Origin of the sequence: Pseudomonas sp. BW7P1, from assembly GCF_024981055.1 — a bacterium.
Taxonomy (GTDB): domain Bacteria; phylum Pseudomonadota; class Gammaproteobacteria; order Pseudomonadales; family Pseudomonadaceae; genus Aquipseudomonas; species Aquipseudomonas bananamidigenes.
Genome location: NZ_CP103374.1, coordinates 5,028,775 through 5,045,317, shown reverse-complemented (window position 1 = coordinate 5,045,317; position 16,543 = coordinate 5,028,775). Strand labels below are relative to the sequence as shown.

General features: G+C 61.9%; 11 protein-coding genes. 3 read left to right on the top strand and 8 right to left on the bottom strand.

From position 1 onward, the window contains the following. Positions 1–35 precede the first annotated feature (35 nt). The gene (locus NWV16_RS22690) at positions 36–5,603 is read right to left on the bottom strand and encodes a dermonecrotic toxin domain-containing protein (protein WP_260520840.1); all 5,568 of its coding nucleotides are present in this window, start codon (positions 5,601–5,603) and stop codon (positions 36–38) included. Positions 5,604–5,814: 211 nt separating this feature from the next. Between NWV16_RS22690 and NWV16_RS22685 the strand changes: the two genes are divergently transcribed. After that, positions 5,815–6,849, top strand: coding sequence for an alpha/beta fold hydrolase (locus NWV16_RS22685; RefSeq protein WP_260520839.1), 1,035 nt, complete (start codon positions 5,815–5,817; stop codon positions 6,847–6,849). Positions 6,850–6,902: 53 nt separating this feature from the next. On the opposite strand, the gene NWV16_RS22680 is transcribed toward NWV16_RS22685, so the two are convergent. Genes NWV16_RS22680 through NWV16_RS22655 form a run of 6 tightly spaced genes read right to left on the bottom strand, consistent with a single transcriptional unit; the run spans position 6,903 to position 14,196 of the window. Beyond that, complete coding sequence (locus NWV16_RS22680; RefSeq protein WP_260520838.1) at positions 6,903–8,291, bottom strand: sigma-54 dependent transcriptional regulator; 1,389 nt, start codon at positions 8,289–8,291, stop codon at positions 6,903–6,905. Further along, on the bottom strand, positions 8,281–10,056 hold the full coding sequence (locus NWV16_RS22675) for an ATP-binding protein (protein ID WP_260520837.1): 1,776 nt from the start codon (positions 10,054–10,056) through the stop codon (positions 8,281–8,283). Before NWV16_RS22675 ends, NWV16_RS22680 begins: the two co-directional genes overlap by 11 nt. A 6-nt stretch (positions 10,057–10,062) precedes the next feature. After that, complete coding sequence (locus NWV16_RS22670; protein WP_260520836.1) at positions 10,063–11,190, bottom strand: GNAT family N-acetyltransferase; 1,128 nt, start codon at positions 11,188–11,190, stop codon at positions 10,063–10,065. 42 nt (positions 11,191–11,232) lie between these two features. Next, positions 11,233–12,114, bottom strand: a complete 882-nt coding sequence (locus NWV16_RS22665) for an alpha/beta hydrolase (RefSeq protein WP_260520835.1) — start codon at positions 12,112–12,114, stop codon at positions 11,233–11,235. After that, positions 12,111–13,505: an aspartate aminotransferase family protein gene (locus NWV16_RS22660; RefSeq protein WP_260520834.1), complete on the bottom strand. Its 1,395-nt coding sequence runs from the start codon at positions 13,503–13,505 to the stop codon at positions 12,111–12,113. The genes NWV16_RS22665 and NWV16_RS22660 overlap by 4 nt, the downstream gene beginning before the upstream one ends. Next, positions 13,498–14,196 (bottom strand): HAD-IB family phosphatase, encoded by a 699-nt coding sequence (locus tag NWV16_RS22655; protein WP_260520833.1) that lies wholly within the window; start codon positions 14,194–14,196, stop codon positions 13,498–13,500. The genes NWV16_RS22660 and NWV16_RS22655 overlap by 8 nt, the downstream gene beginning before the upstream one ends. Positions 14,197–14,414: 218 nt before the next feature. On the opposite strand from NWV16_RS22655, the gene NWV16_RS22650 reads away from it, so the two are divergent. Further along, entirely contained in the window at positions 14,415–15,176 is a 762-nt protein-coding gene (locus NWV16_RS22650; protein WP_260520832.1) for a MipA/OmpV family protein, read from the top strand. 67 nt (positions 15,177–15,243) lie between these two features. Continuing rightward, positions 15,244–16,110, top strand: coding sequence for a fatty acid desaturase (locus tag NWV16_RS22645; RefSeq protein ID WP_260520831.1), 867 nt, complete (start codon positions 15,244–15,246; stop codon positions 16,108–16,110). A 45-nt stretch (positions 16,111–16,155) separates the two neighbouring features. Here NWV16_RS22645 and NWV16_RS22640 read toward each other — a convergent pair whose 3' ends face one another. Further along, positions 16,156–16,539, bottom strand: coding sequence for an EamA family transporter (locus tag NWV16_RS22640; protein WP_409519310.1), 384 nt, complete (start codon positions 16,537–16,539; stop codon positions 16,156–16,158). Positions 16,540–16,543: the final 4 nt, after the last annotated feature.

Below are 16,543 nucleotides of genomic sequence, written 5' to 3'. Positions count from 1 at the left end.
ACGGGGGAGCGGGCTCACCGCTCCCCCGTTCGTTTTCACAGATTCTCGAAATGGACCAGCACTGACGAGCGCTTGCCAATGTCGGCATAGGGCAGGGAAGGATCGTCGGCGTGGGTCAGAGACCGGTGTTCGGGCAGTTTCAAATGAGCCTTCTCGAAATCGCGAAAACCGGGTGTCGCCTTTGAGTAGTGGAAGTGGGCGTACCACAGCAGTTTTGGCGGTGCCTGGGTCCGGTCACGGATTTCGTACTCCTGCAGATAATCGATACGACCGTCCTTGCGTTTACCGAGGTTTTTCAACGGGGCGGTTTTGCGGATGTCCACTGCGTTCTGGCCGATCAGATCGTCGAGCATGCCATCGGTTGGATGCTTGCTGTTCAGTGACTGACGGGTGCGCATCTGGCGCCCACGGATCCGCAGTTCGGTGGCTTTGCCACGCAGCGTGGCGATGAGCGGATTCTGGGTGTCGATCTGCTCGATCTTTTGCGCTCGGTGAATCAGCTCGTCAGCTTCGCTGACCATCATGTGCTCAAGATCGACCGGCAACATGTCCTGCCGGGCGTGGGCATTTACCTTGACCTCGTACGCCGGCAATCGATCCAGCCGGGTGCGCGCCTCTGTCACCAGTGCGCCCAGATCCCGTTCCATGGGCGACGGTGGTCGGGCAGGCGCATTCAGCAGGCGATACTTGCCGTTGCTGCCCTGTTCCCAGATCTCCTCGACACCGCCCTTGCCGGTCAGGTGATAGCGGCGTGTCCGGGTACTCGATTCCCAGTGTTCGACACCGATCAGCAACTGATCGTCTTCGGTGGTGAAGATCTTTTTGCTGCTGCGCCCCCTGGCAGCGGCAACCGTTGGCAATTCCAGCGTCTTGCGTGCCCGTTCGGCCATTTTCTCGATCCCGGCCAGCAGGGGCGGGACGTCATCCATGTAAAAGTGCTGGGAATAGCTGGCCGTCCATACGTTCATGGCTCGTCGAAACTGCGCATAGGTGTCGAGGCAGTCCTGCAGGATCTGGTTGCGCTGGCCCCGGGTCGCGCCGGTATCCGGCAGGCTGAACTGGGTATAGAGCGCCCGATCCATTCTGGCGCGCAGCTCCCGTGCCTGGTTTTGCAGAAAATGCCAGGACACTTCGCCGAGATTGTCGTGACACTGGACGATTTCCAGCAGGTTGCCGGTTCTGAGGTAGAGCAGGTTGCCTTCGCTGAGGCGTGTGTTCAACGCCTCGACTTCAGGTCGTATGTGGGCCTTGTCCCGGGGCAGGCTGATGCGCTCGTACCAGTGGTTGAGATCGCGCATCAGGCTTTCGATTTCATCGGTTCGCTGCAGCGTTTCGAGGCGCAATCCGTGTATTTCCCGGTGCAGGGAAATGTGTTCGCCGAGCCTGTCTGCCGGCAGTCCGGTCAGGCGTTCGATCAGCGGGTCGATGCGCTCGAGCAACGGGCTGATCTGATGGTTGACGTGATGAACGCGCAATTGAAGACGATCGGCCACCTTCCAGGCATCGAGGCTCATGCATTCGATGACCTTGCGTCGTTTGTTGCCATGGGTCAGGGGCAGCAGATCGTTCAACAGTCGATAGCGACGACTGGCGATCTCGATATCGCCGATACAGGCTGCATCGGCGGCGGCCAGCAAGGCCGGGCGCTGGTCGCGAGGCGCGTTGTTGTAGCGGTTGATGATGACGTGGCTTTCGGCGAACCGGATGTCGATCTGCCGTGCCAGGTCATCGGTCACCTGGGTCAATTGTTGTTGACGTCGAAAAACACGATCACCCCACCAGCGTGGCAATCGCTGGCGGATGCTCGCGGGCCAGACGGGATCCAGCGCATCGGCCAGATGCCCGACGACATTGCCACCACCCGCTCCGCCTCCCTCGAATGCTGTTCCGTACACCCCGAAATGAGTGTCCCAGTTACCCGCCTCATCCAGGGCGATCGGCTGCTTGTAGGTTTTCTGCGCGTTGCCTGCCAGGCGCCAGCCTCGTGAGTCCTTGCTCAACTCTACCTTGTAGACCTGTCCCTGACGGACCACGAAATCGCCGTCGGCGTGTCGATAGACGTTGCGAAAAAGGCCGGTGCTGGCCGGTTGCAGGCCGCTCAGGAAAACAGGCTGTGGGTATTCGTAGCCGACGAATCGCGTTGCCATATGTCTGGCTCTTCTCGTGACGTCTGCCTGGAGTGCAGCGGGGCCGGCATTCAGTTTTCGCAGTTGTCGGCTTCGCGTCAGTGCCACAGCACTGCTGCCTGCACCGGCTGCTGCACCGACGGTGGGCAGGATGTCCATCGCCGCATCGATCAACGCCAGCAGCAACCCTTCGATTTCGGCCAGCCCATCGCCCACCGCACCGCGCAGAAAAGCGCTCACTGCCTGATTCGCACCCGTCCAGGCGTCGTACAAGCCGATGGCCGTACCGACAAACGGCACCAGCCCCAGGGCCATTTTGATGTAGCCGAGTGCGCGCGGACCGCTGAGAGCGTAGCGCTCCAGATACAGCGTACTGTTGGATCGTGAAGAGTCTCGATGGGCCATGATCAGTCGGCCCATATGGGCATCAAGCAAGTGGTTGGCCAGAGAAGTGGAATCCGGCCAACGTACCCCGACCCCGATCAGAGCGTCGTAATGCCTCAGCACAGCGTGTCCGATGCGCTGTTCATGAGCTCTCACATTGCCCGACAGGGCCCGACTTGCCAGATAACGGCTCCACTTTTCCTGAACGCACAGATTGAACAGGGCTCTGCGTGCGCCTTCCAGACTGTCATGGCGGCGCAGGCACTGGTTGTCGGGACTGTCTGGCAAGTACAACAGAGTGGTGCCGCTGACCTGATCGTGGATGAAGGTCACCCCGGACAAGGCTACCGGCCCTTCGTTTGGCGTGTCTCGACCGCCGACGGTGAGGAGCGCGGGAAGCAGGACGATGTGCATGTTTTCCGCTCGCCTGGCAGGGGGCGTGTCGGCGTCAATGGCAATCTTCAGGATGCGCAGGTCGTACGGGCCAATCTGATTTTGCAGGCGGGCGCATTCTCCTTGTAGCCCGAGCATCAGCCGCCAGGGTTCCAGCAGGCATTCGCGGCGGTGTTCGCAGATGAACGGCGCTTCATCGTCAGCCCCCATGAATGTTCGCCTGATCAGTGCTTCGTACGCTTTGGGCAGGTCCAGATCGGGCAGTGTCTTGACCAGGTAGGATTTGTTGATACCGGTCATCAGGATCTTGCGCTCCGTCTCGTCCGAAGCGCTGACCTCAACCTGCATGAAACCCAGTCGCAGCAGCAGTGGTTCAAAGCGCATGGACGGCGTGTTGTCGATATTGAGTTGGGCAAGATCCGGCAGTGACAGCCTGCTGCGCGTCTTGATCGGCACCATTTCCAGTTTCTGAGGTGTACCCGGTGCACCGGGCGCGGCGACCGTGTGCCTTTGCAATGCAACCGAGTCAGGCAGATCCAGTTGTATGTCGAAAGTGCCTTTGAGCGAAAAATCCTTGCTCAACCGGGCGTGCAAATGTTCTCGGGTGAAGTCTTCGCGTCGGGGCAGAGCGACTTCCAGCAGGCGATTGCTACGCCGCATGGCTTTGATATAGGCCTCGATCAACGTCCGCATTGCGCTGCGCTCGGCATCGGACAGGTTGCTCAGCCAGCCTGGCAGGCCGGAGGCTATGGAGTGGCTTGTATATTGCTCACGCAGGTGACTGACCGCCAGATACAGTGCAGCGTTCGCGGGGACTTGTAGCGCAGAACGATATTGCAGGCGCACGACTTCCAGTTGTTCGGCCCGCTGCGCCGAGGGTAATTGAGCGAGTTGCTGACGTATCGTGCCAGCCTGTTCCTCGAACTCATGGGTCACCTGATTCAGGGCATGTTGCAAAGGATCACCGGCGATTCGCTTCAGGCGCAGGGTCAGCCCCTCGTCCTGCTCCGCAATCTTGAACAGCTCACGCTCCATCTCGCGGCGACTGTCGAACCGTCGCAGGCCGCCCCCGGTTCCGGGCCAGTACAGCAACAGGCTGTGTGGCGCGTTCGACTCCGACAGAACCCTCGGATGAGTGAGGACCAAAGGACCGCCGAGTGTTTGTTCTCGGGGCGATGAGCCCGGCTGCTCGTGCATCACCAGCGAGATGTCGGCTGCGCACAGATCGGTCCGGTTTTCCCCGGTGTTTTCCAGTATCGATTCGAGTGCCCGCCATTGAGCCTCGCTCACTTGCCCGAGTATCCGCTGGAGACCGGCCTCGGCAAGCAGCGCGGTTTTGTGTGCCTGATGAAGCAGGGTGAATTCGCGATTGAATGTAACGGTGTCCAGCACCCGCTCACGGTAGATCAGTGCTTGAGCGGCCACATCCGCCATTCGCTCGGCCTCTTCCATGCGCCGGAGAAAAACGTCGAGCGTTCGTTGCCCTTCTTCGCCGGCCCGGCTCGCCCAGGTTTGCAGCGCATTCTGTTGTTGCAGCAACGCTGTCTTGCGTACTTCCCAGGGAATGTCGGCGAACAGTGCGCCAAACAGAGGTGATTCACCCTCGGGCAACGAAGGTGGCGGTATCGTCGAGGGTGGAGGTGACGCCAGTACACCGGCGATGCTGTGCTGGCCATCCACACGATCGGCCGGAACCAGAGCCCGGATGGCCTGTTCAACCAGATCCAGCGAGCTGTCCGGACTCTGGCGCAAGGCGCTGAGTCGAGCCTCCTGTATCCGGCTCAGCCATTCACTCATGGCGCGGGCCAATGGCAGAGCGCCGAGGCTGTATTCAAAGTGAATCACCGGGGCTGACAATGGCTGTGCAATGAAGGGCTGGGCACGCAGCCATGACTCCATGTCGTTGCGGCTGGCGAAGGACTGCAAGGGCACCGGCCGATGCGGCAAGTACAGTAATTGCTGCGCAGATTGTCGCTCGCCGACACAGATAACCCACGCGCCGGGTATACGGCTCCGGCATTGGTTGTCGAACACCAGTTCCAGGCGCTCTCTGTGTATCGGCTGATTCTCCATAAGCGGTTCGGAAAACGGGTCGTCCATGAGCCGCCACAATGGCCGTAGCTGGTCCTCGGTCAGGGCGCGCCGGGCCAGCGCGACCTGCGCCGTTGCTTCCAGATGGACGAGGTACAACCGTTCGGCGTGCTCCCGGCGCGAGAGCGGCGTGCCGGGGGCGCGTGCAGCCCAATACGCGTTCCAGCGCCGGTCCAGTTCTTTCGATGGATCGAGTGTTTTGATTCGGGTCAGTAATGGCTGCGGTGCAAGGGCATTCAACGGGTGGCTGGCGTCCGGACCGACCACTTCAACGTGGCGGTCCGGTGTCAATTCAGCCCGGTTTCTCTGATGGATGAACGCGAGGATCGATGCAAACCCGACCAATTGTTCGGGGTGCGCATCTGTTGCCGAAAAACGCAGGCCTGCATCCGGCGCTCCCAGATCCAGTTCGCGTTCGAGCAGATCAGTCAGCGAAGTGCGAATGGAAGGCACACCGGCCATCAACTCGCGCAACGTCTGACTGGCGTTGCGCCAACGTGTGGTGGCGTCCTGCAGCAGGGCGCTGTCCACGTTCTGCGGCAAGGGTTCTGAAGCAGGCCACATTTGCGGCGCCGGCGTGATGAGTTCGGTAAACAGGCTTTCGGACATGATCGACAGGCTCGCGATGAGGAGCGGGAGATCCGTTCCATCTGGCGATCATTGAAGAAAGAAAGCCGCACGCGCCGGTGTTACATGGTTATGGCGTTCCTCGATGACCGCTCGGCACTCTTCATCAAACTGTCATCGAACTGTGGCAGCGCGCTTGAACAAACTTCATCAGACTCGCGCTCTACTGGGGTTCTGCGTTTCGGTGTTTTTCATGTTCAAGGGAATTTTTGCAATCGCGGCTTTGTTGGCCGCGGTTTTTTTCGGGCAGGCGTCTTTTGCGGCGTCGCGTTGCGACGTCAATGTACCGACCGAACGGGTCGATCTGGCACAGGTGAGCCTGGCGTACCAGAGCATCGGTCGTGCGTCGGATCCGGCGTTGCTGCTGGTGATGGGCCTGGGCGGGCAGTTGATCCACTGGCCGGACGAAGTGGTGGTCGCGCTCTGTCAGCAGGGTTTCCGGGTCATTCGCTATGACAACCGCGATGTCGGGCTGTCGACCTGGCGCCAGGCACCGATCGAGGCCAACCTGACGTTTGAAGTCTTGCGCTACAAACTCGGCCTGCCGGTGGCGGCGCCTTACAGCCTGACCGACATGGCCGACGATGCGCTGGGCCTGATGGACGCGTTGCATGTCGAGCAATTCCACGTGCTCGGCGCGAGCATGGGCGGGATGATCGCCCAGCACCTGGCGGCCATGGCCCCGCAGCGGGTCGAGAGCCTGACCCTGATCATGACCAGCTCCGGCGCCGAAGGCCTGCCGGCACCGAGCGCGGCGCTGGTGCAATTGCTGTCGCGGCGCGGGGCCCCCAATCGCGAAGTGGCGCTGGAGCAACAGGCGGATCTGCTGGCGGCGCTGGGCAGCCCGATGGTGACCGATGATCGCCAGGTGCTGTTGCATCAGGCGGCGGTGGCCTATGACCGAGCGTTCAACCCCGAAGGCGTGAAGCGCCAGATCATGGCGATTCTCGCCGAGCCAAGCCGGGTGGCGCTGCTCAATCAGTTGCGGGTGCCGACCCTGGTGGTGCACGGCACCGCCGATCCGTTGCTGCCGGTGATGCACGGCGTGCATCTGGCGGCGCACATTCGGGGCAGTCAGTTGAAGCTGATTCCGGGCCTGGCCCATCGCTTTCAGGAGGCGTTCAAGGCGCCGCTGCTGGCGGCGGTGCTGCCGTATCTGCAGCAGCACCGTGAAGACACCTCGCACTGGGCGCAGATCGAACCGATGGGCGAGCGCAACCTGCTCTAGCGGGGGGGCGTGCAGATCATGAGCGAGTCCCGGGGCGGTACCGTGAACTCAATTCAGCGCACGATCTTGTCCACGTGAATCCCCAGTTTCTTCAACCGGTACCAGAAACTGCGCTCGGAAATCCCGATCAGTTGCGCTGCCGCAGCCTGCACACCGTTGCTCTGCGCCAGCGCGGCGAGGATGTAGGCTTTCTCCACCTCGGCCAGCGCCGCTTCCAGGTCGGCCGGCACGCTGCCCTCGGCGACCGGGGCACCGGGCTCGGTCGGCTGTGAGGCAAACAGATACGCCGGCAGGTCCTGCTCTTCGATCTGCGCGCCGGAAGCAACGATGGTTGCGCGCTCGACGCAGTTCTGCAGTTCACGAATGTTTCCCGGCCACGAATAACGGGCCATCGCCTGCAACGCCTCGGCACTGAAACCGCTGAAGCGTTTGCCCGCAGCAGCACCCAGGGTGTGGGCGAAATGCCGGGCCAGCGGGGCGATGTCTTCGACCCGCTCACGCAAGGCCGGCAACGGAATCGGGAACACGTTGAGGCGGTAATACAGGTCTTCGCGAAACTCCTTGTTGGCCACCGCGTCCAGCAGGTTCTTGTTGGTCGCGGCGATGACTCGCACATCGACCTTGCGCTCGCGCGGATCACCCACCGGTTCGATGACGCGTTCCTGCAGGGCACGCAGGATCTTCGCCTGCAACGCCAGGGGCATCTCACCGATTTCATCGAGAAACAGCGTGCCCTTGTCCGCCTGCTGGAAGCGCCCGATCCGGTCCGATACCGCGCCGGTGAACGCGCCCTTGCGGTGGCCGAACATTTCGCTTTCCAGCAGTCCTTCCGGGATCGCCGCGCAGTTGACCGCGACAAACGGCTTGTCGGCGCGATTGCCGTGCTTGTGGATGGCCCGGGCGACCATTTCCTTGCCGGTGCCGCTTTCGCCGGTCAACAGGATGGTGGCGTTGCTTTCGCGCACCGAGTCGATTGCGCTCAGGACCCGGCGAAAGCTCGGGCTGTCGCCCACCAGACTGTCGATCTGCTGATGCTCATCGAGTTCGGCGCGCATGCGCAGGTTGTCTTTGAGGATGTCGCGAAATTGCAGGGCCTTGCTGACGGTGATGTCCAGCTCATCGATGTCGAAGGGTTTGGCGATGTAATCGAAGGCGCCGTTGCGCATCGACTGCACGGCGTTTTTCACCGTGCTGTAGGCGGTCATCACGATCACCGGCAACTGCGGATAACGGGTCTTGATTTCCGCCAGCAATTGCGGGCCGTCCATGCCGGGCATGCGCCAGTCGCTGATCACCAGATCGATGTCTTCGGACTCCAGCACCTTGAGCGCGTGCAGGCCGTTACCGGCGGTGAACACCGCAATGTCGTTCTGACTCAGGGCCGATGCCAGCAGGTCGCAGAGCTTGGGCTCGTCGTCCACCACCAGTACGTTATGCGTCATCGCTGTCCTCGTCGAAATCTTCACCGTTGGCCGGAATGTACAGGCTGAAGGTGGCTCCGGCATCTTTTTCGCTGACGCACTCGATGCGCCCGTCATGGTTTTCCATGATCGAGAAGACTTTGGCCAGACCGAGCCCGGTGCCGGACGCCTTGGTGGTGACGAACGGTGTGAAGATCCGTTCGAGCATGTCCGCTTCGATGCCCTGGCCCGTGTCGCTGATACTGATGACCGTATTGTTTTCGTCGGTGTGAATGCCCAGGGTCAGGCGACCGCCGTCGGGCATGGCGTCGATGGCGTTGACGATCAGGTTCAGGCCCGCCTGTTTGAGTTGCTTTGCATCGGCGTACAAGGTCGCACCCGGCGCGCGGTCGTCGATCTGCACGTCGATCTTGTGGCTGGCCAGCTCCGGCGCGCAGAAGCCCACCAGATCATCCACCAAGGGCCGTGCCGGTTGGGTCGAACGCAGTGGCGCACTGGGCTTGGCGAAGTCGAGAAACTCGGTGATCAGGTCGTTGATGCGGCTGACTTCACTGACCACGTATTCCAGATGACGCTTGTCGGTCTCCGGCAGGTCGGCGCGCCGGTGCAGCAGTTGCGTGGCGGTCTTGATGATGCCCAGCGGGTTGCGGATTTCATGGGCCAGGCCCATCGCCACTTCGCCCAGCGCGTGCAGACGGTCACGGCGCCGCAGTTGCGACTCCAGATGCTGCAACTCGCCGAGGCGTTCGCTCATGTGGTTGAAGATGCTGCTCAGTTCCGCCAGTTCATCGCCGCCGGTGACCGGCAGGCGCTGGCGGTAATCCCCGGCAATCACCGCTTGCACGCCTTTGGCCAGCCCCCGCAGCGGCTTGGTCAGGCGTTCCGACACCAGCCAGCCCACCGCCAGTGAAGCCGCCGAACTGAGAATGAAGATGAGGATGAACAGGTTGCTCTGATTGACCAGTCCCACCAGCGTGGTGTGGCGCAGCAGACCGCTGAATACCACGCCTTGCAGCTCGCCGTTTTCGTTGAGAATCGGTCGGTAGATGCCGCTGTAGCGGTTGGTCGACTGCTCGATCGGTTGCTTGGTGCTGCGCAGTTGCTGTTCGATGCTTTCCGGAACGACTGCCGGGTGATCTTCAAAGCGCTGGGTGGAAAAGATCTCGGAGAAGTCGGCGTCTCTGGCCAGGTACAGACGCAGGTCCAGAGAGTGCACGTCAGCGACGCTGGTGAGGAAACTGTTGTCGAGGTAGGTCACCACGATCAGTTTGTAGTCGGTGCCGTCCTGCTCGCTCTCGAAGGTCGACACCACGGCGCCGGTCGCCACGCCGCCGACCTGCAGGGTTTGCAGCACGGCTTTGGGCGCGGTGCTGATCTGCCGCACGATGTCGTCGGCGGCGGTGCTGAACACCACTTTGTGATCGCTGTTGCGCATCAGTGCGACCACGTCGATGCCCATGGAGTCGGCAATGTCGGCGGTGAGCTTGTCGCGCCGGGCCGACTGCCGGTCCGTGGGCGGACGGGTGTAGCGCAGGAACAATTGCGCGGCCCGGGCGTTGTCGCGCACGATTTCGCGGATCTCGTCCTCGACGATCTTGGTCGATTCCTGCAGCCAGATGCGCACGTTGCTGTCGAAAATCTGCGACAGGGTGGTGGCCGCCAGCTCGGCGGCGATCATGGTCGGAACCACGCTGACCAGCCAGAACGCCAGCACCAGTTTGCGTTGCAGGCTCCAGCCGGAAAGGGCGAAGGGTCGGGCGGTGGCGTGTCGGTCTTTGCTCATCATGCTCGCTTATTGTTGTTCGCTTATCGCGGTCGCCATGGCCGGATCGGTGCGGTCCGGGCGGATGAAAATCTTCACCAGCCGCAGCAGGTGATTGAGTACGGGATGGCGATGGCGGAAAAACACCGTATTGCCGATGAACGAACAGCCCAGGCGCAGCTTACTGGCATAACCGGCCTGGCCGCACGCGTAGATCGGAATCCGGTGTTCAATACAGTAGCCGACATTCGCCAGCCAACTGCGCATGTACAGCTTGTGCTCGCGGGTGCGGGCCAGATCGTGGGCGAAGAACTTGTCCACCAGACGTTGTTCGTCCAGCAGTACCAGGTTGAACGCGACCAGCTCATCGCCGACCCAGTACAGGACGCAGGCGGCGCGTTCGTCGAGGTGTTCCAGCACCTGGCGGAAATAGGCCGCCGGCAGGCATTCGAAGGCCAGGTCGCTGCGCGCCAGCGTGGCTTCGTAGAGCCGCATCATGGTCGGCAGGAGGTCGTCCACCGAACGTCGCCATTCGATGCGCGGGCCGGTTCCGCGCAAAGTCCGGCGCAGCTCCTTACGGGTGGATTTACCCAGGGTGCCGAGGTAGGCGTCGACCGAGGCGAAGGTGATCGGCAGCTCGGCACCGGGCAGTCCCGGCATGCTTTGCAATCCGGCTTCGTGACAGGCCTGCAGCCATGGCGGATTGCGATGGGAAGCGTCCTTGACCGCCAGCAGGCCGATCCCGGCCTGATCCGCATCCTCGCGGGCCAGTTCCAGCAGGCGTGCGAACAGCGATGGCAAACGGGCCGGATCGAGTGACGGGAGCGTGCCGACATGGCATTGCTCGGCCACCGGCGAACCGAGGGCGTACAGACGAATGTCGAACAGCCCCGGCCATTGCCGGCGCAGCCACTGGCTGACACGCTTGCCGGTACCTTGCAGGGTGGTGTCCAGCGAATACGCGGTGGTAAACGCCACGACCCCCGCAATCAGGCGCTGCTCTTCGAACAACGCCAGATAGCGCCACTGAAAGCCCTCGATGCCGGCCCGTTCAATGGCGCGATAGTAGGCCCAGTCTTCGAGTTCCTCGGGAAAGCAGGCATTCCACGCGTCGCGATCAATCGCTTCGATGGTTGAAAAGGCTTGGGCCGTGATCACGTCGTTTCCTTAACCGGCATGGCAGGTCGTTTTGCAGTCGCTTCACGCTCGCTGCCGGTATTCCTCGGTGGGCAGGGAATGAGCGGAGGGCGCAAGGTCGGTGCGGTGGTTGTCGATGAATTGCACGCTCAGTTCCACGACACGTCGGTACTGCAGGTCGACGGTGATCATGTGATAGCAGTCGTCCAGCAGGATTTTCACCACTTCGCCGCCGAGTTTGCGTTCCACGTAATCGGCGTTCCAGCGGCTGGTGATGTCGTCCTCGATGGAATGCAGCACCAGTGCCGGCACGGTGATCGAAGGCATGCGTTTGCGCACCACGGCGTTCATCCGGTGCAGTTCGCGCACCGTCACGCCTTCCATGGTCAACAGGCCGGCCTCACTGCTGTGGCCTTCTTTCATCTGCCGCTCGACGATGGCCCGCAGGCGCTCGTTCTTGATGCCGTAGGGCGGTTTCTCTTCGAACTTGCAGATGTGTACACCGAACGGGATTTTCATCAGCAACGGCGTCAGGAATGCCAGTTTGTGGATGCTCCAGCCGTCGTACTTGAGCGTCGTGGAATACATCAGCAACCCGGCCACCTGACCCGGATGCTCGGACGCCACGTACATCGACATCACCGCCCCCATCGACAGGCCGCCGACGAATACCTTGCTGTGCTGGCGACGAATGCCGACGAAGGTCTTGCGCACGCCTTCGTACCAGTCACGCCAGCCGGTGGCTTGCAGGTCGGCGTTGCCGCCGCAGTGCCCGGCCAGGGTCGGCACGTACACCGTGCAACCGGCCTTGGCCAGTCCCACGGCGACCCGACGCAACTCCGTCGGGGTGCCGGTGAGGCCGTGGATCAACAACACCCCGACCTCCCCCGTGCCGAGAACGAAACCGGCGTCACCTTCGCCCAGATCGATCCCGGCCGCGTTCATCGCTTCATCGCCCTGGCCAGCAGACGGTCGAGCAGGGCGAGGCCCAGGTCGATTTCCGGGTAGCTGATTTCCAGCGAAGGCGCGAGGGTGATCACGTTCTTGTAGTAACCGCCCACGTCGAGGATCAGGCCCAGTTTGCGCCCGTCGATTTCGATGTCGCCCTTCATGCCTTCCTCGACCATGAAGTCCAGGGTGGCCTTGTCCGGGGTGAAACCGTCCGGGGCGCAGATTTCGCAGCGCAGCGCCAGGCCCAGGCCGTCGACGTCGCCGATGATCGGGTAGCGCTTCTGCAGATCCTGCAGGCCTTCAAGGAAATATTTGCCCTTGGCCATGACCATCGCGCCGTAGTCGACTTCGCTGGTCATTTTGAACATTTCCAGGCCCACGGCGGTGCCCAGCGGGTTGGAGGCGAAGGTCGAATGGGTCGAGCCTGGCGGGAAAACTTTCGGGTTGATCAGCTCTTCTTTGGCCCAGATGCCGCCCAGCGGGTTGAGGCCGTTGGTCAGTGCCTTGCCGAAGACGATCACGTCCGGTTTGACGTCGAAGTGCTCGATCGACCACAGCTTGCCGGTGCGATAGAAGCCCATCTGGATTTCGTCGACCACCAGCAGGATGCCGTGCTGGTCCAGCACATGCTTGAGTTCGCTGTAGAAGTTCATCGGCGGGATCACATAGCCGCCGGTGCCCTGGATCGGCTCGACGTAGAACGCGGCGTATTCGCTGGCGCCGACTTTCGGGTCCCAGACACCGTTGTATTCAGTCTCGAACAGGCGGGCGAACTGCTGCACGCAATGGCTGCCGTATTCTTCCTTGGTCATGCCTTTCGGGCCGCGGAAGTGGTACGGGAACGGGATGAAGTTGGCGCGTTCGCCAAAGTGGCCGTAGCGGCGGCGATAGCGGTAGCTGGAGGTGATCGATGAGGCGCCGAGGGTACGACCGTGGTAACCGCCTTCGAAGGCGAACATCAGGCTCTTGCCGTTGCTGGCGTTACGCACGACTTTCAGCGAGTCCTCGATGGACTGCGAACCGCCGACGTTGAAGTGCACGCGACCGTCGAGGCCGAACTTCTTCTTCGCGTCCACGGCGATCATTTCCGACAGCTCGATCTTGCCCTTGTGCAGGTATTGGCTGGCGATCTGCGGCAGGGTGTCGATCTGCTGTTTCAGCGCATTGTTCAGGCGCGGGTTGGCGTAACCGAAGTTGACCGCCGAGTACCACATCTGCAGGTCGAGGTAGGCCTGGTCTTCGGTATCCCAGACGTAGGAACCTTCGCAGCGGCTGAAGATGCGCGGCGGTTCGATGTAGTGAACGGTGTCGCCGTAGGAGCAGTATTTGGCTTCTTTTTCCAGAAGGATCTGGTCTTCCTGGGTAGCGATTCGAATATCAGACATGGTGGAAGAGTTCCTGGGTTTCCGGGTTGAAAGGGGTGGCATTGGCGGCGCTGGCCTTTGGCAGCAGGGCCAGCAGCGCCGGCAGTTCGGCGAAGCTGTCGAAGCGGGCGTAAGGGATCGCGTGGCGCTCGCAGTAATCGGCGAGGCGACCCTTGGCGAAGACGAAGTCGGCGGTGGAGGACACGCACATGTCGGACTGGCCGTCGCCGATCACCAGCACCCGTTTGTTGCCGGGCGTGGACTTGCATTTGCAGTTGCCGGAGGCTGCGCGGCAGGCATCGCTGGAATGCGGGAAGTCGATGCGCCAGCTCTCGTGATCGAGTTGTCGCAGACGGTTGGCGAGGATCGGCAGCAGGGTCACGTAGTTGCGCGAAAGAATCCGCGCGATGCCTTGCTCGATGCCGTCGCTGACCACTTCGAACGAGGCGCCCAGGCCGATGGCGTGGTCGACGAAGTCGGGGAAGTCCGGATCGATCTCGATGCTGTCGAAGAACTCCAGCAATTGGCCGGGCGTGGCCTTGACCAGCGAGAGCTGGCGGCTGAGGCATTCACGGGAACCGATTTCACCGGCCAGCCATTGGTTTTCGATCGTTTCCCAACTCGGGTCGGCGAAGCGTTCGAGGATGCTGTCGATCACGTCGGTGCGGGTGATGGTCCCGTCGAAATCACACACGATATGCCAGTCAATCATCTGCATTACCTATTGGTCAGAGCGCGTTGTGTGCGCTTGCCGGGGGGATAGAGCAGGGACTGTGCCAAGTGCCGGAAGCCCTTGCGGGCGGGGCCGATGAGGCGCTTTGGCCATTCGAAGCTACAATTTTTGTAGCTCGCTACAAACAACATGAGTGCTTGCGTGGCAGGTGGCATCCGGGGGTTGATGCGCGCATGTCCAATTAAAGGAATGGCCTCATGAAGAGGAAGACACTGTTTTTACTCGTGGCGCTGAGCGCTTTTTCGGCCAGCGCATTCGCGGACAGGATTACCGGGGAAGCGGGTGTGGGCCTGGGTTATCAGCCTCACGACCCGAGCGGCAGCCGTTATGAAACCCGTCCGTTGCCGTATCTGGACCTGGACTGGGGAGACGTCAGCCTCAGTACCGACGACGGCCTGACCTGGAGTGCGTTGAAGACCAATGGTTTCAGTGCCGGGCCCTACCTGAATTACCTGCCGGGCCGCACGTCCAACGGCGAACTGCGCGGCTTGCGCGATGTGCCGGACATGGCCGAGGCCGGTGGTTTCGTACAGTACGCGCCGGCTGACTTCTGGCGGGTGTTCGCCTTCGTCGGCCAGGCCATCGGCGGTAATGGCGGGCAGGGCGGCGTGCTCGGTCGGGTCGGCGGCGAAATCGGCTATCCCCTGGGCGGCGGCGTGATCGGCAGCAGCAACCTGACCGCGCATTTCGCCAACGCCCGGCAGAACAATACGTTCTTCGGTGTCAGCGACAAGGAAGCCCTGGCGTCCGGCATCCGTGCCTATAACGCCGGTGGCGGCCTGCAAAACATCGCGTTGACCCAGAGTTTCGAGTTTCCGCTTGGGCCGCAATGGTCGCTGGTGAGCAGTGCGAGCTGGATTCACCTGACGAACTCGGCGGCTGACAGCAGCATCGTGAAGAGCGTCGGCGACACCAACCAGGGCGAGGTGCAGATGGCGATCGCCTATAAATTCAAGTGACCCCGGCGGGAACTGGTCTGGCCTTTGCAGACAGCCGTGACGAACCCATTGTTTCAGGATGTTCTTCATGGCTCGCCCTGCTTACCGTCTGCTGGCCCATTCGTTGTGGGACCTGATTCCCGTCACCCTCGGCCTGGCCCACTTTGCCTTCGTGGTGTGGCTGGTCCTGGCCTTTGATGCGCTGTCCTGGTGGGCGCTGGTGCCACTGGCGCTGGGCTATGCGGTGAGCCTGTCATGGAGCATCAACAGCATTTCCCACAACCAGATCCATAACGCTTACTTCACCCCGGCATGGCTCAATCGCGCCTTTGACCTGCTGCTGTCGGTGACCATCGGTTTTTCCCAGACCCTCTACCGCGATATCCACAACCGCCATCACCGGGGCAACTCGGACCGACCGGGGGCGGATGGCAAGACCATCGATCCGCTGTCGATCTATCAGCGCGGCAAGGACGGCCAACCCGAGAATCCCTGGGCCTACACCTTTCTGAGTTTCTTTCGCGACGACCCCAAGCCGATCTACGACGAGATGCGGCGCAAGCGTCCCGCCGATGCGCGCTGGGTCAAGGTGGAAATCGCTGTGACGCTGGCGTTCTACGCCGGGCTGGCAATCTGTGACTGGCGGGCGGTGCTGGTGTTGCTGCCGTTCTGGTATCTGCGCCAGGCGCTGTCTTCGCTCAACGGTTACTACGAGCATTTTGGCGGTAACCCGGATTCGCCCATCGCCTGGGGCGTCAGCGCCTACAGCCCGCTGTACAACCTGCTGTGGATGAACAACGGCTACCACGCCGAGCATCACTACCGGCCGAAAATGCACTGGACCCGGGTCAAGGCGTTTCATCGGGAGATCGCCGGGCAGCAGCGGGAGGCGGGGGTGAAGGACATTCCGGTGGCCCATGGCCTCGGGTTTCTGGTGGCGCATCGCAAGGATTGAGTTGCCGAAACCGTGGGAGCCCGCAGGCTCCCGCGACCGTTCACCTCAGTTTTCCTCACCCTCGGCCAGCAGCGCAATGCCGCCCATGATCACGGCCACCCCCAGCCAGTGCAGCAGGCTGATCTGTTCACCCAGCCACAGCCACGATCCCAGCAACACGCCGACGAACACCAGCGAACTGAGCGGGAACGCCAGGGACAGGCTGCTGCGCCGCAGAATCAGCATCCAGACGAAGAACGCGCCAATGTAACAGGCGATCGCCACCAGCACGCCCGGCGCCTGGGCGACGCCGAGCAGCCATTGCAGGGTGAAGTCCATTTGCCCCAGTTGATCGCCACCGACCTTGGTCGCGATCTGTCCGCCACTTTCCAGAATGATCAGCAACGCCCAGAGCACCACGGTGCCGAGACGGCCGTGCAGCCAGTCCATCGAG

Bases quoted from the DNA above. Each gene is read 5' to 3' on its own strand.
- NWV16_RS22690 (WP_260520840.1), bottom strand. From the start codon at position 5,603: ATGTCCGAAAGCCTGTTTACCGAACTCATCACGCCGGCGCCGCAAATG.
- NWV16_RS22685 (WP_260520839.1), top strand. From the start codon at position 5,815: ATGTTCAAGGGAATTTTTGCAATCGCGGCTTTGTTGGCCGCGGTTTTT.
- NWV16_RS22680 (WP_260520838.1), bottom strand. From the start codon at position 8,291: ATGACGCATAACGTACTGGTGGTGGACGACGAGCCCAAGCTCTGCGAC.
- NWV16_RS22675 (WP_260520837.1), bottom strand. From the start codon at position 10,056: ATGATGAGCAAAGACCGACACGCCACCGCCCGACCCTTCGCCCTTTCC.
- NWV16_RS22665 (WP_260520835.1), bottom strand. From the start codon at position 12,114: ATGAACGCGGCCGGGATCGATCTGGGCGAAGGTGACGCCGGTTTCGTT.
- NWV16_RS22660 (WP_260520834.1), bottom strand. From the start codon at position 13,505: ATGTCTGATATTCGAATCGCTACCCAGGAAGACCAGATCCTTCTGGAA.
- NWV16_RS22655 (WP_260520833.1), bottom strand. From the start codon at position 14,196: ATGATTGACTGGCATATCGTGTGTGATTTCGACGGGACCATCACCCGC.
- NWV16_RS22650 (WP_260520832.1), top strand. From the start codon at position 14,415: ATGAAGAGGAAGACACTGTTTTTACTCGTGGCGCTGAGCGCTTTTTCG.
- NWV16_RS22645 (WP_260520831.1), top strand. From the start codon at position 15,244: ATGGCTCGCCCTGCTTACCGTCTGCTGGCCCATTCGTTGTGGGACCTG.
- NWV16_RS22640 (WP_409519310.1), bottom strand. From the start codon at position 16,539: ATGGACTGGCTGCACGGCCGTCTCGGCACCGTGGTGCTCTGGGCGTTG.